Source organism: Ruegeria sp. B1, from assembly GCF_056535885.1.
This window is the reverse complement of sequence record NZ_JBQFJA010000001.1, coordinates 3,807,476-3,825,181: the sequence shown is the minus strand read 5'-3', so window position 1 is coordinate 3,825,181 and position 17,706 is coordinate 3,807,476. Positions and strand designations below refer to the sequence as shown.

Below are 17,706 nucleotides of genomic sequence, written 5' to 3'. Positions count from 1 at the left end.
ATGTCGGAACTCAATCTCACGGATGTCGCCAAGTCCTATGGTCCGGTCGATGTTTTGAAACACATTGATCTGGATATCGAGCAGGGGGAACTGATCGTGTTCGTCGGCCCATCGGGCTGCGGCAAATCCACCTTGTTGCGTATGATCGCGGGTTTGGAAAAGATCACCGGCGGCACGCTTGAAATCGAGGGGCAGGTCATGAACGATGTCCCACCGGCGCAACGCGGCATTGCAATGGTGTTCCAGAGCTACGCGCTTTATCCGCATATGACGGTTCGCGAGAACATGTCATTTGCACTCAAGATCGCCAAAATGCCGGGTGATGAGATCGATGCAGCGGTCGACCGCGCAGCACAAATCCTACAGCTTGAGCCGTTCCTCGACCGGCTGCCCAAGGCCTTGTCGGGCGGTCAACGTCAGCGTGTGGCCATCGGGCGGGCCATCGTGCGCGACCCCAAGGTGTACTTGTTTGACGAACCTCTGTCGAACCTTGACGCCGCGTTGCGTGTCGCCACCCGGATCGAGATTGCGCGGCTGAAAGAGGCCATGCCTGACAGCACGATGATCTACGTCACGCACGATCAGGTTGAGGCCATGACACTGGCCAGCCGGATCGTTGTTCTGGCCAACAAAGGTGTCGCGCAGGTCGGCACACCACTGGAGCTGTACGAGACGCCGGATAACGAGTTCGTTGCCCAATTCATCGGGTCGCCGTCGATGAACCTTTTGCCCGGCACCATTACCGAAACCGGGCAGACGACTACGATCGCGTTGGACTCGGGCGGCGTGGCCGTGTCTGCGATTCCCACCGATGCAGCGGATCAGGGAAAACAGGTTAACATTGGTGTCCGCCCGGAGGACTTTTTGCTGACGGACGGCGAGGCCGTGTTCGGCGGCGAAGTTGACTTCACCGAAGCTTTGGGCGAGGTCACGTTGCTTTACTTCGCGGATGCCCCGGGCGCAGAGTCCGTCATTGCCAAGCTTCCCGGCATTCAGCGAAACCTGCGCGGACAAAGCGTATCTGTGACGGCGGCACCCGAAAAGGTCCACCTGTTCCACAACGGGCAGTCTATGCGGAAGTAGATCTGGGCGCGTCCAACACCGGCGCTTGGGGTGTGGCGTTGGTCGATCGAGCAGATATGCGCATGCTGACAGTCGAATCGTTGCGGGTATTTGCCCGCGAATCCGTTCGTTTATGCTGAAATGCGCCGAGTAAGCTCCAAGCTTCGTAGGAAATCCTTAGAAATAGTCGGTTATTTTGCGGGCAAACACGGCAACAGCGGCCGTGCCATAACGCGCTGGCCGCGGGCAAAGTGACTGGCGATCATGCGTAGGGATGATCTGCCCCATGCGGGTTCCGAGACGTGTTGGAATGGTCGACAACGGCGATTTTAAAATGCGGACCCAATGCGCCGATTGCACGGCTTGGTCCCCTTTGTTTTGCGCTTGATTTCGGTTTTTAGCTGATGCCGCCGCTTGCTGAGATGTAACTGGATATCCCACTTGGCCCGACCCAGTTGCGTCGTTTGACTCAACCGATTGGCGGGTGAGGAACCTGCAAGATCGTAGTGCTAGATGTTACAAGCGTGTGCAAAACTGGACTTAAGAATTTCGCCAACTGTCACTTTTTTGGCTGACGTGAGTGCGATGAAAGTCCTATCAATTAATTACAACAATAAAAATCAGTCCAATATCGGGAGAAAATCAATGGCTGACAGAAAGACACTATCCAGACGCTCTGTCCTAAAAAGCGCAGGTGCCGCTGCACTGGCGGCGCCGCTTTACAGCAAAAGCGCGCTGGCCTCGTCGGGGAAATCAACATTCTGATGTGGTCGGACTATTTGCCGCCCACATTTATTCAGGAATTTGAGACGCTTACCGGGATCAAGGTAAATTATACCGGCATCGGCTCGAACGAAGAAATCATCAACAAGATGAAGGCCACCAAGGGTCAGGGCTTCGATATCGTTTCGCCCACCAATAACCGTTCGCTACAGTGGGAGCCTTTGGAACTGTTGCAGCCGTTCGACATGAACAAGGTGCCGATTGATCTGGTGAACCCTGCGATGGCCAAGATCGGCACGGATGCCTGGGACTTCGGTGGCAGCGGCGCACACTGGTTGCCGCACATCTGGGGCACTGAAGGTATCGCGTACCGTACCGACCTGTGGCTGCCGGATGGCGACGCGCCGTCATATGGTGACGTGTGGTCCGAAGAGAATGCCGGAAAGACCATGGGCCGCGCGCATTCGATGATGCTGGGTGCGGGTCTGTACATGGAGCGTGCGGGCGAAATGGAGCCGGGCTCTGTCTGGGCGGCATATGGCGACGAAGAGACCATGCGCAAAGTCTGGGGTCAGATCGCCGATTGGTGTATCGCCCGTAAGGATCGCATCAAACTGATTTGGAACGATGCGGATACGCAAAAGAACGGCTTGCTGAACGAAGGCGTTGTTGTCGGCCAAACTTGGGACGGTCCACCGCTGGCGCTGAAATCGGCAGGTGAGCCGGTTCACTATCAGGCCCCCGTCGAAGGCGCGATGGCATGGGTCGACGGTATTTCGATGCCGACCGGAGCCGCAAATATCGATCAGATCTATGCCTTTATCGATTTTGCCTATCAGGCCAAGCCCGCTGGTGTCGCAATCGACAGCCATGGCTACAACTCACCGGTTCTGGGTGCGGATCAGTACTCCGGCGACACCTACAAACAGAACTTTGCCGAGGCCTATCCGGGCGACTCGCTGGCAAATCTCAACCCGTGGCCGGCCGAAGCACCCTGGTACGCCGAAACCCGGACCGAGTTCGTCAACAAGTTCAAGAGCGCCTAATCGCTTTGAAACCTTGCCCCTCGCATGATGTGCGGGGGGCAGTGTCCCGCGCGCCGGTTCGGCGCGTCGGGCGGATAATGGTGCGGTGAGTACGCGCCCACACGGAGATATCAACCATGAGTGCAGGGGTCGGAGTAGATCTGGAAAACCTGTGGATCCGTTTCGGTGATTTTGTTGCCGTGCGCGATGCGAATGTGAACATCAACGGGGGCGACTTCTTTTCGTTCCTGGGACCGTCAGGCTGTGGCAAGACCACTATCCTGCGGGCCGTGTCCGGGTTTCTGGAGCCGAGCGAAGGCAATGTTCTGATCGGCGGCAATAACATGAAGGGTATCGGGCCGAACAAACGTCCGACGGCTCTGATCTTTCAGAACCTCGCTTTGTTCCCGCTCATGAAAGTCTGGGAAAACATCACCTTCTCTATGGAGATCAAAGGTGCCAGCGCTGCTGAACGTCGCAAGCGAGGCGACGAGTTGCTCGATATGATCGCGCTGCCGGGACAAGGGGACAAGCTGCCAAGCGAGCTGTCCGGCGGTCAGCGTCAACGGGTTGCGATCGCGCGCGCGCTATGCGCCGAGCCAGACGTGCTGTTGCTGGACGAACCGCTGTCAGCGCTGGACCTGAAGCTGCGTCAGCACATGCGGACCGAACTGCGTGAGATCCAGAAGCGAGTTGGAATCACTTTCATTTACATCACTCACGACCAGGGCGAAGCCCTGACCATGTCCGACAGTATCGCCGTCATGCGGGCCGGAGTGATCGATCAGATTGCGGACGGCAAGACCATTTACAACGACCCCAACACCGCTTTTGCTGCGTCATTTGTCGGCGAAAACAATGTATTCCGAGGCAAGATCAAAAACATCATGGGCAACGAGGCGTTGATCTCCACCAACCGCTCCGGCGATTTGGTGGCGCGGATTTCGACGGCCAACCAAGGCAAGATGAAAGAAGGCGATGACGCCATGATGTTCATCCGCCCCGAAGCCTTTTCCATTGCACCCGATGGCGCCGCCGGCGACCATTTTGTCACGGCGCGCGTGACCCACGAGGAGTTCGAAGGCAACGTCTTCAACATCTTTACCGAAGGCGAAGGTGGCAAAGAGATCAAAGTGTCCCTGCCAAATGTCGGCCAGTCCTTCGAGGATCACACCGGGCAGACCATCACGCTGGAATACGAGACGCGAAATGCGGTCCTTGTTCCGGCGGGTGAACTGGCCGCAGAGTAAGGGGTAGAACAGATGCCCCGGTTTCTGAAAGACTTCTTCAACCGCAACGGCACCGGCATGGGGTTGGCCATTCTGGGTCTGGTTGTGTTCTGGACCATCGGCCTGATTATCCTGCCGCAGCTGTCGATGCTGGACTTTTCCTTCCGTCCGAATCTTCCGCCCCCGGAAATTGGCGGTCCCAAAGACGTTTATACGCTGGAGAACTACAAATACCTGATCTATGGGCCCGAAGGCGGCAGCCAGGCCTACAATGCCGTCGACCTGCGCGTGTTTTTCCGTACGCTGCTGGCAGCGATCTGCGTGACGGTCTTCAACCTGATCATCTGTTATCCGATCGCCTACTATTTGGGTCAGTCCAAGGGCAGCCATATCCGCATCTTCGCGATCATGCTGATCATCCCCTACTGGATCAACGAGATCCTGCGGGCCTTTGCGCTGCGCATCATCTTTGGCGAAACCGGCGTGCTCAACACGCTCTTTGTGGGCTTGGGTATCTGGGACACGCCTTTTGACTTTATCCGCAACGATATCGCGCTCTATGCCGGGCTTGGGTATGCCTACATCCTGCTGATGATCTTCCCGATCTACAATGTGATCGAGAGTTTAGATCACAACCAGATCGAAGCCGCGCGCGACCTCGGCGCCCCTTGGTGGCGGATTCATTGGCGGGTCGTTATCCCATATGCCAAGCCCGGGATCAGTTCGGGCTGCACCATGGTGTTCATGCTGAGCGCTGGTGCGCTGGCCGCACCCCAGATTCTGGGCGGACCGTCGTCACTGTGGTTCACGCAACTGATCTATCAGCAGTTCAATGACAACAACGACTGGCCGCAGGGGGCCGCCTACGCCATCGTGCTGCTGGTGACCTGTATCCTGTTCGTGCTGGCCGTGATGCGCCTGTTCAAGGTGAACATGGGGGATATCGGGAAATGAACACGTCCTTCCTCCGCATCAGCATCTGGGTTTATCTGGCAATCTTCTTCGCCTATTTGCTGGGCCCGCTGGTGATCATGTCGGTCACGGCGTTCAACTCGTCCGGCTTCCCAAGAATGACCCCCTGGGAGTGTTTGACATTCCAGTGGTTCAATGAACTGTTTCAGGATCAGCGCATTCTGAACGGTATCAAGAACTCGCTGATCATCGGGGCGGGGACGGTGGTTCTGTCGGTAGCGATGGGTCTGGCCGGCGCACTGATGCTGACGCAGATCTGGCCCAAGCTACGGGCGACATATTATACGGTCATTATTGCGCCGATCCTGATCCCGGGTGTGGTTCTGGGTATATCGACGCTGGTCTTCTGGGACCGGATCAACCGGATGCTGGGGCTGGGTGCTGACAGTGTTTTGTCGAACGGTGTTTTCCTGACGGTGATCGGGCAGTCCACCTTCATCGCCAGCTATTGCATGCTGGTGCTGGTCGCGCGGTTGCAGCGCTATGACATCGCATTGACCGAGGCAGCCCTGGATCTGGGCGCAAGCCACGCACAGGCGTTTCGTAAGATCCTGCTGCCGTTCATGCGCCCGGCGATTGCTTCGGCGGCCGTTTTGGCGTTCCTCGCCTCGTTCGAGAACTACAACACCACCACTTTCACCTTTGGCGAGTACCCAACGCTGACAATCGAGCTGGCGCAAAAGGTACGGTACGGCATCACGCCATCGATTTCGGCACTGGCCTTCATCATTGTCGCGCTGACTGTCTTCTTTGCGCTGCTGAACGAAGCCAAGCTGAAACGTCAGGAACTGGTTGCGGCAGCACGCAAAAATGCGACCGTCGAAGAACTGGCAGGCAAAATCAAACTGCCCAGCTTCTTCTCCGGAAACACCGCAGCGGTTTTGCTTGTCGTTTTTGCGGTGGCGACGATCACCGTGGTTGGTACCGCAACGGTCTACAACCCAGCGCAGTGCATCGCAGATGTGCGTGAGCAAAAGCAGCTGGAAGCGGAACAGCGCATTCAGGAACTGCGCCAGCAGCGCGAAGAGCGGCGCAAGCAGCAAGAGGCGCAGGAAGCGGAACAAGAGGGCACACAGACCGCGCCAAGACCGTCAAACAACAGTGGCTTTGGCAATGTGTTTGCGCCGAATGCGCTGGGCGGTGACAGTGACGAGGAGTCCTCGGACACCGAGAACCAACCCTCGAACAACAGCGGCTTCGGAGGGGTGTTTGATCCCAACAGCCTGCAAAACGATCAATAGCCGCGAAGCCAATGATATCGAATACCGCCCGGGCCAGCCTTAGGTTGGCTCGGGCGGGTTACGTTTGACAATGGCGACGTCGCAGCCATCAATCCGGTGGCCGTGCCACTCGACAGGTTCGGTGTTGTAGTTGATCAGAAACACATGATCCGCGGTTTCGCGCCGCCGCAAACCTTCTGGCACCGGGTGCAGCACCATACCGGTTTTCTGGGCCGCCAGGGCGACAACCTGATCCCAGAGATCGTTGTCCGGGGCACCCGCCACATACCAAAGGTCTTCTGACCCTTTCATCGCGGCGGTGCCGTCAGCAAAGGTCAGCAGAGTCTCTGCACTACCCGACAACCGATCGATCCAAAGCAGCGCGGCACCGCCGCCTTTTACCGGTCGTGTGACAGTAGGTGGCAGTGTTTCGACCAGATCGACATGACAGTCCAGACCGCCCAGTCCGGGCCGGCCTGTTTCGGGAATACGAAACTCGGGCGTGATCGCTCCGGACCTCGGCCCCAATACTGCGAGATTACAGTTGTCTGTCAGCCGCCGTTCCAATTGGCCGTCCACCGTTGCCAGCCCGGGGGCAAGGATCAGTTTGTACGCATTTGCCGGGACATCGGTTGCCGAAATGAAGTCAACCGACAATCCCGCCTTCCGCAGGGCCTGATAGGCTGAAAAGACCAGTTTGAAATAGTCGAACCCAGCGCCCTGCGGCAACGCAGACCACGCCCAGTCGGATGCATAATCAAAGAGAATTGCAACCTGCGCGCCAGTCTGTTGAACCGTGCCAAGCTCGCTCAGATCCCGTGCGGTTTGGGCGGCTTCGGCCAATCCTGGCGCAGCCCGGTTGTCCGGCGTCAACAGACCCGCATGCATCTTTTCCTGCGCAAAGGGTGCCTGCCGCCAGCGGAAGTAGCTGACCACCTCGGCCCCGTGCGCCACCGCCTCCAACGACCATAGGCGCACCATTCCGGGCAGTGGAGCGGGGTTGTAAGGGGCCCAGTTGACCGGGCCGGGCTGTTGCTCCATCACCCACCACCGGCCCCGGCCAACGGCGCGATACAGGTCGTGGTGAAAGGCCTGCATATCGGGGTCACCCTGCTGCAGAAACGCTGTTTTATGAGGGTCTCCGGCTTCAAGCCGGTCGGACAGGAACCCGATCGGATAGCTGTCCCACGTGGCGATATCCAGATCCGCACCGACCTTGAAATGGTCGAACTCCAACGTGCGGCCCATATAATTGTGCAGCATCGGCGCATCCGTCAGCGCTCGGAGGACATCGACCTGCGCCTTGTTGAACGCCACCACCTGATCCGAGCTGAAGCGAAAGAACGCCAGAACATGTGCCGGGTTGGGTTCGGTCACCGTCAGGTTGGGCAAATCGATCTGGTCGAACGAATTGTATTCCATCGACCAGAACACATTGCCCCAGGCCTCGTTCAAGGCTTCGATCCTGCCGTATTGATCCGCCAGCCAATTCCGGAACGCCTTTAGTGCGTGGGCGCTGTAGCTGACCGTTGTGTCATGGCAACCATATTCATTGTCGATTTGCCAGGCGGCAATATGGGGGTTGCGCCCATAGCGGTCCCCCATGATCCGAGCAATACGGGCACATTCTTCAACGTAACCTGGGTGGCTAAAGCAGTAGTGCCGGCGCGAGCCGAATTTGCGTGTGCTGCCCTGTGCGTCCACGGCCAGCATGTCGGGGTGTTTGTCCAGCATCCAACGCGGTGGCGTCGCCGTCGGCGTACCCAGAACAACCTTAAGACCAGCGGCCCCAAGGATATCGATCGCCCGATCCAGCCAGTCGAAGTGCAGATCGCCCGGGCGGGGTTCCATACGGCTCCAGCCGAACTCGCCTATCCGAACCCAGCGCAAACCGGTTTCGACCATGCGTGCGGCATCCTCCGCCCACATCGCCTCTGGCCAATGTTCGGGGTAATAGCAAACGCCAAGTTCTGGCTTCATAAGTGGACTCTGTGTTCTGTCTGACCTCGCCCCGCGTCCGCGCTGGCAAAGGTCATTCCGTTGCTAGGTTGCGATTCAATCGCCTCGGCACTTAACCCGTCTCGGGCGGATGTGCAAAACAAGGTTGTCAGATCTGCACCGCCAAATGCGGGGCACGAGGTATGCGCGGCATCAAAAGAAATGGCCCGCAGAAACTGACCGTCAGCGGAATAGGCCGCGACCCGACCGGCGCCCCATTGTGCGATCCAGATGTTGCCACCCATGTCCACCACGGCACCGTCCGGGTTCAGCCCTGCGTCCCGCAGATCGAGAAACACGGAACTGTCGCCTTCGGGCCAGCCCGATTCCGGGTTCAGGTTCCAGCGCCGCACTTGTTGGGTGCGTGTGTCGCAGAAATAGGCGCAGGACTGATCCGGTGCGAAACACATCGCGTTTGAGATCGTCACTTCGCTGACCAGGCGCCGTAATTCCCCGCGCCAAAAGCGGTAGATTGCGCCAGCCCCGGGTTCCGCGTGTTTTCCCATGGTTCCAATCCAGAACCCGCCCCACGGATCAGCCCGACCGTCATTGGACCGGGTCACAGGGTTGTCGGCCTCAAGCGGCACGACCAGTTCCTTCCGTCCTGATATCAGCGCAAACCGCCAGAGTCCGGTCTCCGAGGCGACCAGCATGGTCTCGCGATCCACCCACCCGGCGGTCGAGACATGTTCGGGGAATTCCCAACTTTGCTGTTCGTCGTCCTTGCGCGTCATTAGGCGTTTGCCGACGATATCAAACCAGAAAAGCTGTTGCCGCTCGGGGTGCCATAAGGGTCCTTCACCCAGCCCGCACGGGCGGTCGTCAAAAATGACGCTCATAGCACCGCCGCGTCATATGCCGCAACGACCCTCTTGGCGCGATCCGCGATTTCGGCAACCTGTAAACCGGGTTTGTAAAGGGCTGAGCCAATACCAAACCCGTCGGCACCAGCTGCGATCCACTCTGCAAAGTTCTCCGGGCCGGCGCCGCCAACGGCAAAGACCAGCGCGCCCGTCGGTAGAACCGGGCGTAGTGCGGCCAGACCTGTCGGCCCTGCCATTACGCCCGGGAAGAGCTTCAGCCCGGTCGCACCGGCCTGCAATGCCGCAAAGGCTTCGGTCGGCGTGTAAACGCCGGGCCAGCTTTGCAAGTCCAGCGCCACAGTCCGTCGGATGACATCGGTATCGCAGTTGGGTGAGACAATCAGTTTACCGCCAACCGCCGACACGTCCTCAACCTGTTCCGTTGTAAGAACGGTACCCGCTCCGATCAGGGCGCGATCCCCAAAAGCCTCGACCAGCAGTCTGATGCTGTCCAGCGGGTCTGGAGAGTTTAGTGGCACCTCGATCCGGTCGATCCCGGCTTCGATCAGGGCTTGCCCGACCGCCACCGCTTCGGCGGGCTCCAAGCCCCTGAGGATCGCAATGATTGAACGGCTCATACGGTTTGCCTCGTCAGGTTTCGGGCCAATGCAAGACCCGCCAATGTGGTTGGGATAGAATTTTCGGTCTTAACGAAAGCCCCTTGTTGTTGCAGAGCCTGAGCGTAGATTTGCGACACGTTTTTCGCCCCGATGATCGCCAATTGCTGACCCAGCCAATACGGTCGCGTCGCAGCCAGCTCCGCGCCGATCAACTGACCCGACAGGCGCGCCCGGGCGGTGCCTGGGTCCTGCCCCAGCAGCAAGTCCGCTGCACGCAATCCAAACAACCGCGCTGCCATCTGCTCTGGTTTTGTCAAAGCATCCGCAACCGCTTCGGCAAAGGCCGCGTCGTCCCAACCCTCGCTGAGGGAGTGCCGCAAGACCGATTGGCGGCACAACAGCTCGAATAGCTCGCCGGTCATGAACGTGCGGAAACTGACGACCTCACTGGCACTGATCTGAACCCACTTTGTGTGCGTGCCAGGCAGGCAGAGAACGCCATCCCAGTTTTGTCGGGAGGCCAGAAACCCGGCGATCTGGGTTTCTTCCCCACGCATCACGTCGGGTGGTGTGTTTTGTTTGAGGCCCGGTACGACGAAGGTCCGAATGCGGGGGTCTGTGTTTGGAACGCGGATGGGCGCGGCCGAAACAGGCGCGGATGGAACCGCCGTGTAGGGCGCCTCGACCCACCCCTGTCGCGCACCAACCATCCCGCAGGCAATGACGTCGACAGGGGACGGGCCCAACCAGTCTGCCGCCAGGTCCAAAAGCGCCGATTGAAACGCACCCTTTTCCACGCGGGCCATGCCCCGGTCAGACTGTGCCTGATCCAGTACGGTTGCCCCTTGCATGGCCCACGCGCGCAGGTGGGACGTTCCCCAGTCGACGGCGATCCAGTCTGCTTTCATCGCATCACCCTGTCACCACCACGCCGCCATCGACTGCCATGCACTGACCGGTCATGGCCCGACTGGCTTGCGAGGCCAGGAAGAGCGTGGGTGCGATCATATCCTCGGGCGTCAGATGCTCTTTCAGACATTGGCGCTCCATATGTGCTGCCAAGTCTTCCGGCGTTGCCCACACATCCAGCTGTTTTTGCGTCAGAACCCATCCCGGCGCCAAGGCATTCACGCGGATGTTTTGCGGACCCAGCTCACGCGCCAAAGACCGTGTCATACCGGTGATACCCGCGTTCGAAGTTGTATAGATCGGATAGCCGGAATTGCCCATCATGTAACTGATCGAGCTGAAATTGATGATCGAACCGCCTTTGCCCTGCATCTGGCGCGCCGCTTCCTGGCAGGCGAAGTAATAGGCCTTGAGGTTCACCTCGATCATCCAGTCCCAGAATTCGGGAGTGCTGTCTTCCAGCGCATGGCGTTTGTCGTTGGCCGCATTGTTAACAAGCACTTCCAGAGGCCCGTGTGCCTCGGCAGCCTTGGTCATCGTTGCGTGCAACAACTCGGTATCCGTCATGTCGCCCTGCATGAACAGCGGCGCGCGGCCATGCTTGTCGCGCATCTCCTCCACAAAAGCGCTGGCATCCGAGCGACCAATGAAGGCAACGTTTGCACCCTGGGCCAGAAACCCATCGGTCAGTGCCGCACCTACGCCGGAACCGCCGCCGGTAATGTAGACGGAGGCACCGTTCAGATCGTGAAATGTGGCTGGCTGGTCCATCAATGGCTCTCTCTCGTCACAAGGCGAGTGTCTTTGCCGACCAGGAAATCAAGATCGGCACCCTGATCGGCTTGCAGCACATGGTCGATATACAGTTTTGCGTAACCGCGGGTGTAGTGCGGATCGTCCGGTCGCCACGCCGCGCGACGGGCGTCTAGTTCGGTTTCATCGACCAGCAGTTCTATTTCGCCCTTGCTGGCCGATACACGGATGCGGTCTCCGGTTTTGACCAGCGCCAAGGTGCCGCCCGCCTGGGCCTCTGGGCTGACATGCAGGATGACGGTGCCATAGGCGGTGCCAGACATACGTGCGTCCGAGATACGGATCATGTCGCGCACGCCTTCCTTCACCAGCTTGGCCGGAATCGGCATGTTACCAACCTCGGGCATGCCCGGGTAGCCCATGGGGCCACAGCCCTTGAGTACCAGAATGGTGTCGGGCGTCACCGGCAGATCATCGCGATCGATATTGGCCTTGAGGTCTTCGATGTTTTCAAACACATAGGCTTCGGCTTCGGTTTCCAGCAAAGCGTCTGTGGCCGCCGAAGGCTTCACGATAGCCCCATTGGGTGCGAGATTTCCACGCAGAACACGCAAGCCAGCAGCGGGCTTCACCGGGTCGTTGAAAGGACGGATCACATCTGTGTTGAAGCACTCGGCCCCTTCGTAGTGGGCCGAGATGTCCTTGTTCAACACAGTCTTGGCCGGGCGCAGGAAAGGCTTGAGTTCTGACAAAACGACGGGAACACCCCCGGCGTAACAGAAATCCTCCATCAGGTATTTGCCCGAGGGCATGCAGTTGACCAGCAAAGGAATGTCCGATCCGATCTCGAAATCTTTCAACGTCAGATCAATGCCGACCCGGCCGGCCAACGCCAGCAGATGCACAACCGCATTGGTCGAGCCACCCACCGTCGCATTCGCCAGAATGCCGTTTTCAAACGCTTCCTTGGTCAGAATGTCCGAAGGCTTCAGGTCTTCGTCTACCATCTCGACGATACGCTTGCCGGTCATATGCGCCAGCGCCATGCGCCGGGCATCGACGGCAGGCAGGGCCGCGTTTGTGGGCAGGCTCATACCCATCGCCTCGACCAGCGACGCCATCGTGCTGGCTGTCCCCATCGTCATGCAGACGCCAGTGCTGCGCGACATGCCGGATTCGGCGTTCATGAAGTCCTTGAGGGTCATTTCACCCGCGCGCACCGCCTCGGAGAACTTCCAGACGTCGGTGCCCGATCCGATATCCTGACCGCGATACTTACCATTCAACATCGGACCGGAACTGACGACGACTGACGGCAGATCGACCGAGGTCGCGCCCATCAACTGGCCCGGTGTGGTCTTGTCGCACCCACCCAACAGGACGACACCGTCAATGCCATAGGCGCGTATGGACTCCTCGACATCCATGGCCAGCAAGTTGCGGAACAGCATCGCCGTCGGTTTCATCTGGGTCTCGCCCAGCGACATCACCGGAAACTCGACCGGAAACCCGCCCGCTTCCCAAACGCCGCGTTTGACGCCTTCGGCCAGATCGCGCAGGCCGGAATTGCAGGGGGTCAGTTCCGACCAGGTATTACAGATGCCAATAATGGGTCGCCCGTCAAAAGCGTGATCGGGGAAGCCCTGGTTTTTCATCCAGGACCGGTGAATGAACCCATCCTTGTCGAGTTTTCCGTACCAATGCTGGGAGCGACGTTTCTTCATTTCAGGCATTGCTTTTCGTAGCTGGGGTTGGAATTGAGTATTTGCAAAAAGATGAAATTTAGGCTGCGCGGGCCGGGCGGCACCAGTCAGGCAGCCAGTCGGCATGCGCAGCGAGAAGGTCGCTCACGAGATTTCGGATCTGGCGCAGATCCAGTTCGGCTGCTGTGTGGGGGTCCATCATGGCCGCGTGGTAGATGTATTCAGGATTTTGCTCAACCAGAGCCCTTACCGTAAGCTCCTGAACGTTGATCTGCGTGCGCATCAGCGCAATCAGCTGCGGTGGGATATCTGTGACGACCGAAGGCTGAACGCCATTTGCATCCACCAGGCAAGGCGTTTCAACCACAGGGCCCAACGGCAATTGGGGAATCTGACCGGTATTGGGCAGATTGCAATAGGTTGCATAGGCGGAGTCCGTGACGATGGCGTTCATCAGGTCGGCCGCAAATTCGTGGCTGCGGGTCACCGCGATGTCGCGCCCATCGGTAAGGGTTTTGGCCTGTTCCTTCCAGGTGGCGACCTGCTCAACGCAGCGGGCCGGGTATTCGTCCAGCGGAATGCTGAACTGTTCGATCAGGTCCTCTCGGCCATCTTTGATGAACCACGGTACGTATTCCGCAAAATGCTCTGAGCTTTCGGTGCAGAAATAGCCCAGGTGATCCATCACCTCATAGCGGACCTTGTTCGGGCAGCGGGGCATCAGCAGAGGTGGTTTGGGAAGGCGGCCACTTTGATACCCCTGACGCAAAGCCGGGTAGAGATTGCGGCCATTGTGTTCCAGCTTCAAAAAAAAGGCGACGTGATTGATACCGGCAACTTTGTAGCGAAACTCGTCCTTCGGCAGGTCCAGATCATGGGCGAGTTCTTCGACCGTATTCTGAACAGAATGGCACAGTCCCACATTTTTTAGGTTGGGGAAGCGCTCGGCCAGTGCCCAGGTGTTGATCGCCATCGGGTTGACGTATTGCAGCAACGTGGCATTCGGACAAAGCTGCATCATGTCCTGCGCGACATCCCACAGAACCGGAACCGTGCGCAGGCCCCGCATGATACCCCCGACGCCCATCGTATCGGCAATTGTTTGACGCAGGCCGTATTGCTTGGGGATTTCGAAATCCGTCACCGTGCAGGGCTCGTAGCCGCCAACCTGAAAGGCGGTGATGACGAAATCGGCCCCATCCAACGCAGCACGCCGGTCGGTGTGTGTTGAGACGGTCGCACCGGTTCCAACCGAGCGGATCATCGCCCGCGCCACGGTCTCGCTTTCCGCAAGGCGCACCGGATCAATATCCATCAGTGCAAAATGACTGTCAGCCAGCGCAGGGGTCAGCAGTGCGTCGCCCACGATGTTTTGCATGAAAATCGTGGAACCCGCACCAATAAAGGTGATTCTGGTCATGTAGCGAACTCCGGTTCGAAGTTATTTTACGGCACCGAGGGTCAGTCCCGCGATGAAGTGTTTCTGCATCAGGAAGAACATGGCCACCGGCGGCAACGCCGCGACGATGGAACCGGCACTCATTAGTTGATACGCCGCCCTGAATTGCGCATTAAAGCTGGTAATCCCGGCTGTCACCGGCTGGCTTTCCGCGCCCTGGGTCAGGACAACGGCCCAGAAATAGTCGTTCCAGATGAACGTAAAGATCAGCACGCTGAGCGCGGCAATCGCGGGCTTCATCAGCGGCAGGACGACGTACCAGAAAATGCGCCATTCACTGATGCCTTCGACCCGCGCAGCCTCAATCAGCTCAAAGGGAAGCGCGCGAATAAAGTTGCGCATGAACAAGGTGCAGAACCCGGTCTGGAACGCGATGTGGAACAGGACAAGACCCGTTTTTGTGTTGTAGAGGCCCAGTTGTAATGTCAGGTCGCGCACCGGCACCATGAGGATCTGGAACGGCACAAAATTGCCCGCAACGAACAGGAAGAAAATCCAGAGGTTGGATTTGAACTTGTAGATGCCGAGTGCAAATCCGGTCATGCAGCTAAGCGCAACACAGCCGATCACCGTTGGAATCGTGATCAGGAACGAGTTCATCAGGTAGCGCGGCATGTCCGAGTTAAAGAACACCTGTCCGTAGTTGAACGCGCCTTCAAAACTGGATGGCATGCCCCAATAGTTGGCGTTGGTAAAATCGGCAGCCGGTTTGACCGAGAACAGGGCGACCGCCAGCAGCGGCCCGAGCCACAGCAACAGCGCCAGTGGCAGCATGGCCTGATAGGTGATTTGTGTCGCGCGGGGTTGTTTTTCGATGGGTTTGGGAAACATCTCAGTGCCCCTTCTCTTCGCGGTACATCGACCAGAGGAAATAGGCGATGAAGCAGAGCATGATCAGGAACAGGATCACGGCAATGGCGGCGCCATATCCCATACGGAAACCGTATTCGGACAGCGCGACCTCGAACATATAGTAGGCCAGCACGCGGGACGACCCGAATGGCCCACCCTGGGTCATGATCGAGATCAGGTCAAAGGACCGCAGCGCACCGATGATGGTAACGACAAAGGCGATGAAGGTCGCAGGGCGCAATTGCGGCAAGATGATGTGCCACAGCATCCGGCCCCCCTTGGCGCCGTCCAGACGTCCAGCCTCGATCTGTTCGGGGTCCACGGCATTCAGGCCTGTGAGGTAGAGGATCATGCAATAGGCGGTTTGCGGCCAGAGACCAGCAAAGATGATGCCGTAAGTCACAAAACGCTCATCCCCGAGGACGTTCAGGGGGCCCATACCGAACAGGCTGAGGAATTCATTCAGAAGGCCAAAGGTCGGGTCATAGAACCATGTGAAGACGAGGCCAACCACAACCTGGCTGATGACAAAAGGAAAGAAAAACAAAGACTTGTACAGGCGAATGCCCCAAGCTGTCTGGTTCAGGAATAACGCTATGAACAAACCCGCCGGGATCGCCAAAAGATACAGCAGAAGCCAGATCAGGTTGTTTTTAAGCGAAATGTAGAACGCATCCCGGTCGACCCACTCCCAATACAGGTCTTCGTAGTTCCGAAAGCCGACATATTCCGCGGCGCCCAGCCCATCCCATTCGTATAGCGACAGGTTGAAGGACTGGAAGACCGGGATGATCACATAGACCATAAAGAACAGCAGGCCCGGAGCCAGAAACAGCCAGGGCGCGATGCGTTGTTGGTTCTTGTGGAACCAGCTCTCTTGTTCTGGGGCTTCGACAGCAACGGTCATGACAAATCTCTGGCTTTGGGCGGCAGAGTGGGCGTTGGCCCACCCTGCATTTCATTTCGTGTCCGGGCCGGGGACTAAACCGGCCCGTGACTAGCGATCAGTTGTCATAGATGCGCTGACGTGCGCGTTCCAGCTTGGCCAGAACGCGGTCTGCGTCGTCTGGCTTGACCATGAACTCCTGGAAGCCTTCCATTGACACTTTGGCCATTTCCGCCGGGGCGTCACGATCCCAGAACTGGGCCACACCACCCGGGCTGTTGGACGACAGCATCTCAAAGCCCTGCTGCAGGAATTTGTCATCATCCACCGAGGACTGTGCGTTCACAGGCAACTGGCCAAGGTTTGCACCGTTGTTGATCTCGGTCTGTTCGGCGGGTGATACCGCAAAGCGCAGGAATTCACGGGCCGCTTCTTTGTTCGACGCGTTGGCCGGAATATGGAACGTATCCGTTGGTGCATCCTCGGCCAGTTCAACATCAGGGTTGATCGCGACGAACTGGTAGAAGTCGAGCTGATCGTCTGTCAGCCCAGCCTCACGCAAGGGTGCCACGGCGAAATTGCCCATCAGATAGGCTGTCGCGTCACCATTGACCATGAAGGGCAGGGCTTCCTGCCAGCTATAGGTTTGGTGGTTGTCGATGAACGCGCCCATGTCGATCAACTGCTTCCAGTTGGCGAAAGTCTGCTTGACCCGGTCGTCCTCCCAGCTGACTTCACCATTCGCAAGCTGTTGATGGAAGTCGAACCCGTTGGTGCGCATGTTCAGATAATCGAACCAGCCGCCCGCCGTCCAAAGGAACTTGGTGCCGATGGTATAGCAGGCCCGTCCCGAGTCGACGATCTTCTGGCAGTTTGACAGCTCTTCTTCCCAAGTTGTCGGCTCGCTCAGGCCCAGCTCATCAAAGATGTCTTTGCGGTAGTAAACACCCCACTGGTAATAGGTGTAGGGCACGCCCCATTGCTTGCCATCAATGGTCATCGCGCCTTTGGTGGATGCTAGGTTGTCAGCAATCGCAGGCTCGGCCCACAGGTCCGACACATCCTCGAACAAGCCAGCCTCGACATAAGGTTTCATCCGGTTTGCCGCATACCATGTCGCCACATCCGGCGTGTCCGCCGTCAGGAAGTTACGAATCTGCGTCTTGTAAGCCTCTCGGTCGATAACTGTGGTTTCGATTTCCAGCCCCGGGTGTTCGGCCGCGAATCGCTCGATCATCGCTTCCATCGTCGCGCGCGGTGCGGGGTTCGACGTATCAAGAAAAATTCTCAGCTCACCGGTCAGTTCAGCCGCAACCGGCGCAGCAAGTGCAACACTTGCAGCCAGAGCGGCCGCTGTGCGCTTGAACATGGAATGCATGGTTTCCTCCCTTAAGCTTCCATTTTGGTTCCAAATAATGAAACCGTGTTTTATATATTGAAAACTACACATCAACTCGGTTAGTCTTGTCAAGACCTTCGTGCCTCTGGCCGC

Annotated in this window: 14 protein-coding genes and 1 pseudogene; 5 read left to right on the top strand and 10 right to left on the bottom strand. The window is 58.1% G+C overall.

What is annotated here, in order from left to right:
* The 5 genes and pseudogenes from ACR3ES_RS18900 (at position 1) to ACR3ES_RS18880 (ending at position 6,252) form a co-directional block, all read left to right on the top strand.
* Positions 1 to 1,083, top strand: coding sequence for a sn-glycerol-3-phosphate ABC transporter ATP-binding protein UgpC (locus tag ACR3ES_RS18900; RefSeq protein WP_170434567.1), 1,083 nt, complete (start codon positions 1 to 3; stop codon positions 1,081 to 1,083).
* Between the two features lie 624 nt (positions 1,084 to 1,707).
* Positions 1,708 to 2,831 (top strand): annotated as a pseudogene (locus ACR3ES_RS18895) (extracellular solute-binding protein).
* 116 nt (positions 2,832 to 2,947) lie between these two features.
* Entirely contained in the window at positions 2,948 to 4,060 is a 1,113-nt protein-coding gene (locus tag ACR3ES_RS18890) for an ABC transporter ATP-binding protein (protein ID WP_170434571.1), read from the top strand.
* A gap of 12 nt (positions 4,061 to 4,072) precedes the next feature.
* Positions 4,073 to 4,993 carry an ABC transporter permease gene (locus ACR3ES_RS18885; protein WP_170434573.1) on the top strand — a complete coding sequence of 307 codons (921 nt, stop codon included), beginning with the start codon at positions 4,073 to 4,075 and terminating at the stop codon, positions 4,991 to 4,993.
* Entirely contained in the window at positions 4,990 to 6,252 is a 1,263-nt protein-coding gene (locus tag ACR3ES_RS18880) for an ABC transporter permease (protein WP_170434575.1), read from the top strand. The genes ACR3ES_RS18885 and ACR3ES_RS18880 overlap by 4 nt, the downstream gene beginning before the upstream one ends.
* Positions 6,253 to 6,291: 39 nt before the next feature.
* Here the strand turns inward: ACR3ES_RS18880 and ACR3ES_RS18875 are convergent, their stop codons facing one another.
* The 10 genes from ACR3ES_RS18875 to ACR3ES_RS18830 all read right to left on the bottom strand — a co-directional run bounded on the left by ACR3ES_RS18875 (position 6,292) and on the right by ACR3ES_RS18830 (position 17,592).
* On the bottom strand, positions 6,292 to 8,211 hold the full coding sequence (locus ACR3ES_RS18875) for a beta-galactosidase (protein ID WP_170434577.1): 1,920 nt from the start codon (positions 8,209 to 8,211) through the stop codon (positions 6,292 to 6,294).
* Positions 8,208 to 9,068 carry an SMP-30/gluconolactonase/LRE family protein gene (locus ACR3ES_RS18870; protein WP_170434579.1) on the bottom strand — a complete coding sequence of 287 codons (861 nt, stop codon included), beginning with the start codon at positions 9,066 to 9,068 and terminating at the stop codon, positions 8,208 to 8,210. Before ACR3ES_RS18870 ends, ACR3ES_RS18875 begins: the two co-directional genes overlap by 4 nt.
* On the bottom strand, positions 9,065 to 9,670 hold the full coding sequence (locus ACR3ES_RS18865) for a 2-dehydro-3-deoxy-6-phosphogalactonate aldolase (protein WP_480424186.1): 606 nt from the start codon (positions 9,668 to 9,670) through the stop codon (positions 9,065 to 9,067). The genes ACR3ES_RS18870 and ACR3ES_RS18865 overlap by 4 nt, the downstream gene beginning before the upstream one ends.
* Entirely contained in the window at positions 9,667 to 10,560 is an 894-nt protein-coding gene (locus ACR3ES_RS18860; RefSeq protein WP_170434581.1) for a 2-dehydro-3-deoxygalactonokinase, read from the bottom strand. Before ACR3ES_RS18860 ends, ACR3ES_RS18865 begins: the two co-directional genes overlap by 4 nt.
* A 4-nt stretch (positions 10,561 to 10,564) precedes the next feature.
* Complete coding sequence (locus ACR3ES_RS18855; protein ID WP_170434584.1) at positions 10,565 to 11,332, bottom strand: SDR family oxidoreductase; 768 nt, start codon at positions 11,330 to 11,332, stop codon at positions 10,565 to 10,567.
* Positions 11,332 to 13,038, bottom strand: a complete 1,707-nt coding sequence (locus ACR3ES_RS18850; protein WP_480424184.1) for an IlvD/Edd family dehydratase — start codon at positions 13,036 to 13,038, stop codon at positions 11,332 to 11,334. The genes ACR3ES_RS18855 and ACR3ES_RS18850 overlap by 1 nt, the downstream gene beginning before the upstream one ends.
* 58 nt (positions 13,039 to 13,096) lie before the next feature.
* A complete protein-coding gene (gene melA, locus ACR3ES_RS18845; RefSeq protein ID WP_170434587.1) occupies positions 13,097 to 14,437 on the bottom strand; it encodes an alpha-glucosidase/alpha-galactosidase in 1,341 nt (446 codons plus the stop codon).
* 21 nt (positions 14,438 to 14,458) lie between these two features.
* Complete coding sequence (locus ACR3ES_RS18840) at positions 14,459 to 15,307, bottom strand: carbohydrate ABC transporter permease (RefSeq protein ID WP_480424182.1); 849 nt, start codon at positions 15,305 to 15,307, stop codon at positions 14,459 to 14,461.
* A gap of 1 nt (position 15,308) precedes the next feature.
* A complete protein-coding gene (locus ACR3ES_RS18835) occupies positions 15,309 to 16,235 on the bottom strand; it encodes a carbohydrate ABC transporter permease (RefSeq protein ID WP_480424180.1) in 927 nt (308 codons plus the stop codon).
* A 97-nt stretch (positions 16,236 to 16,332) separates the two neighbouring features.
* Complete coding sequence (locus ACR3ES_RS18830) at positions 16,333 to 17,592, bottom strand: ABC transporter substrate-binding protein (protein ID WP_170434592.1); 1,260 nt, start codon at positions 17,590 to 17,592, stop codon at positions 16,333 to 16,335.
* Between the last annotated feature and the right edge of the window lie 114 nt (positions 17,593 to 17,706).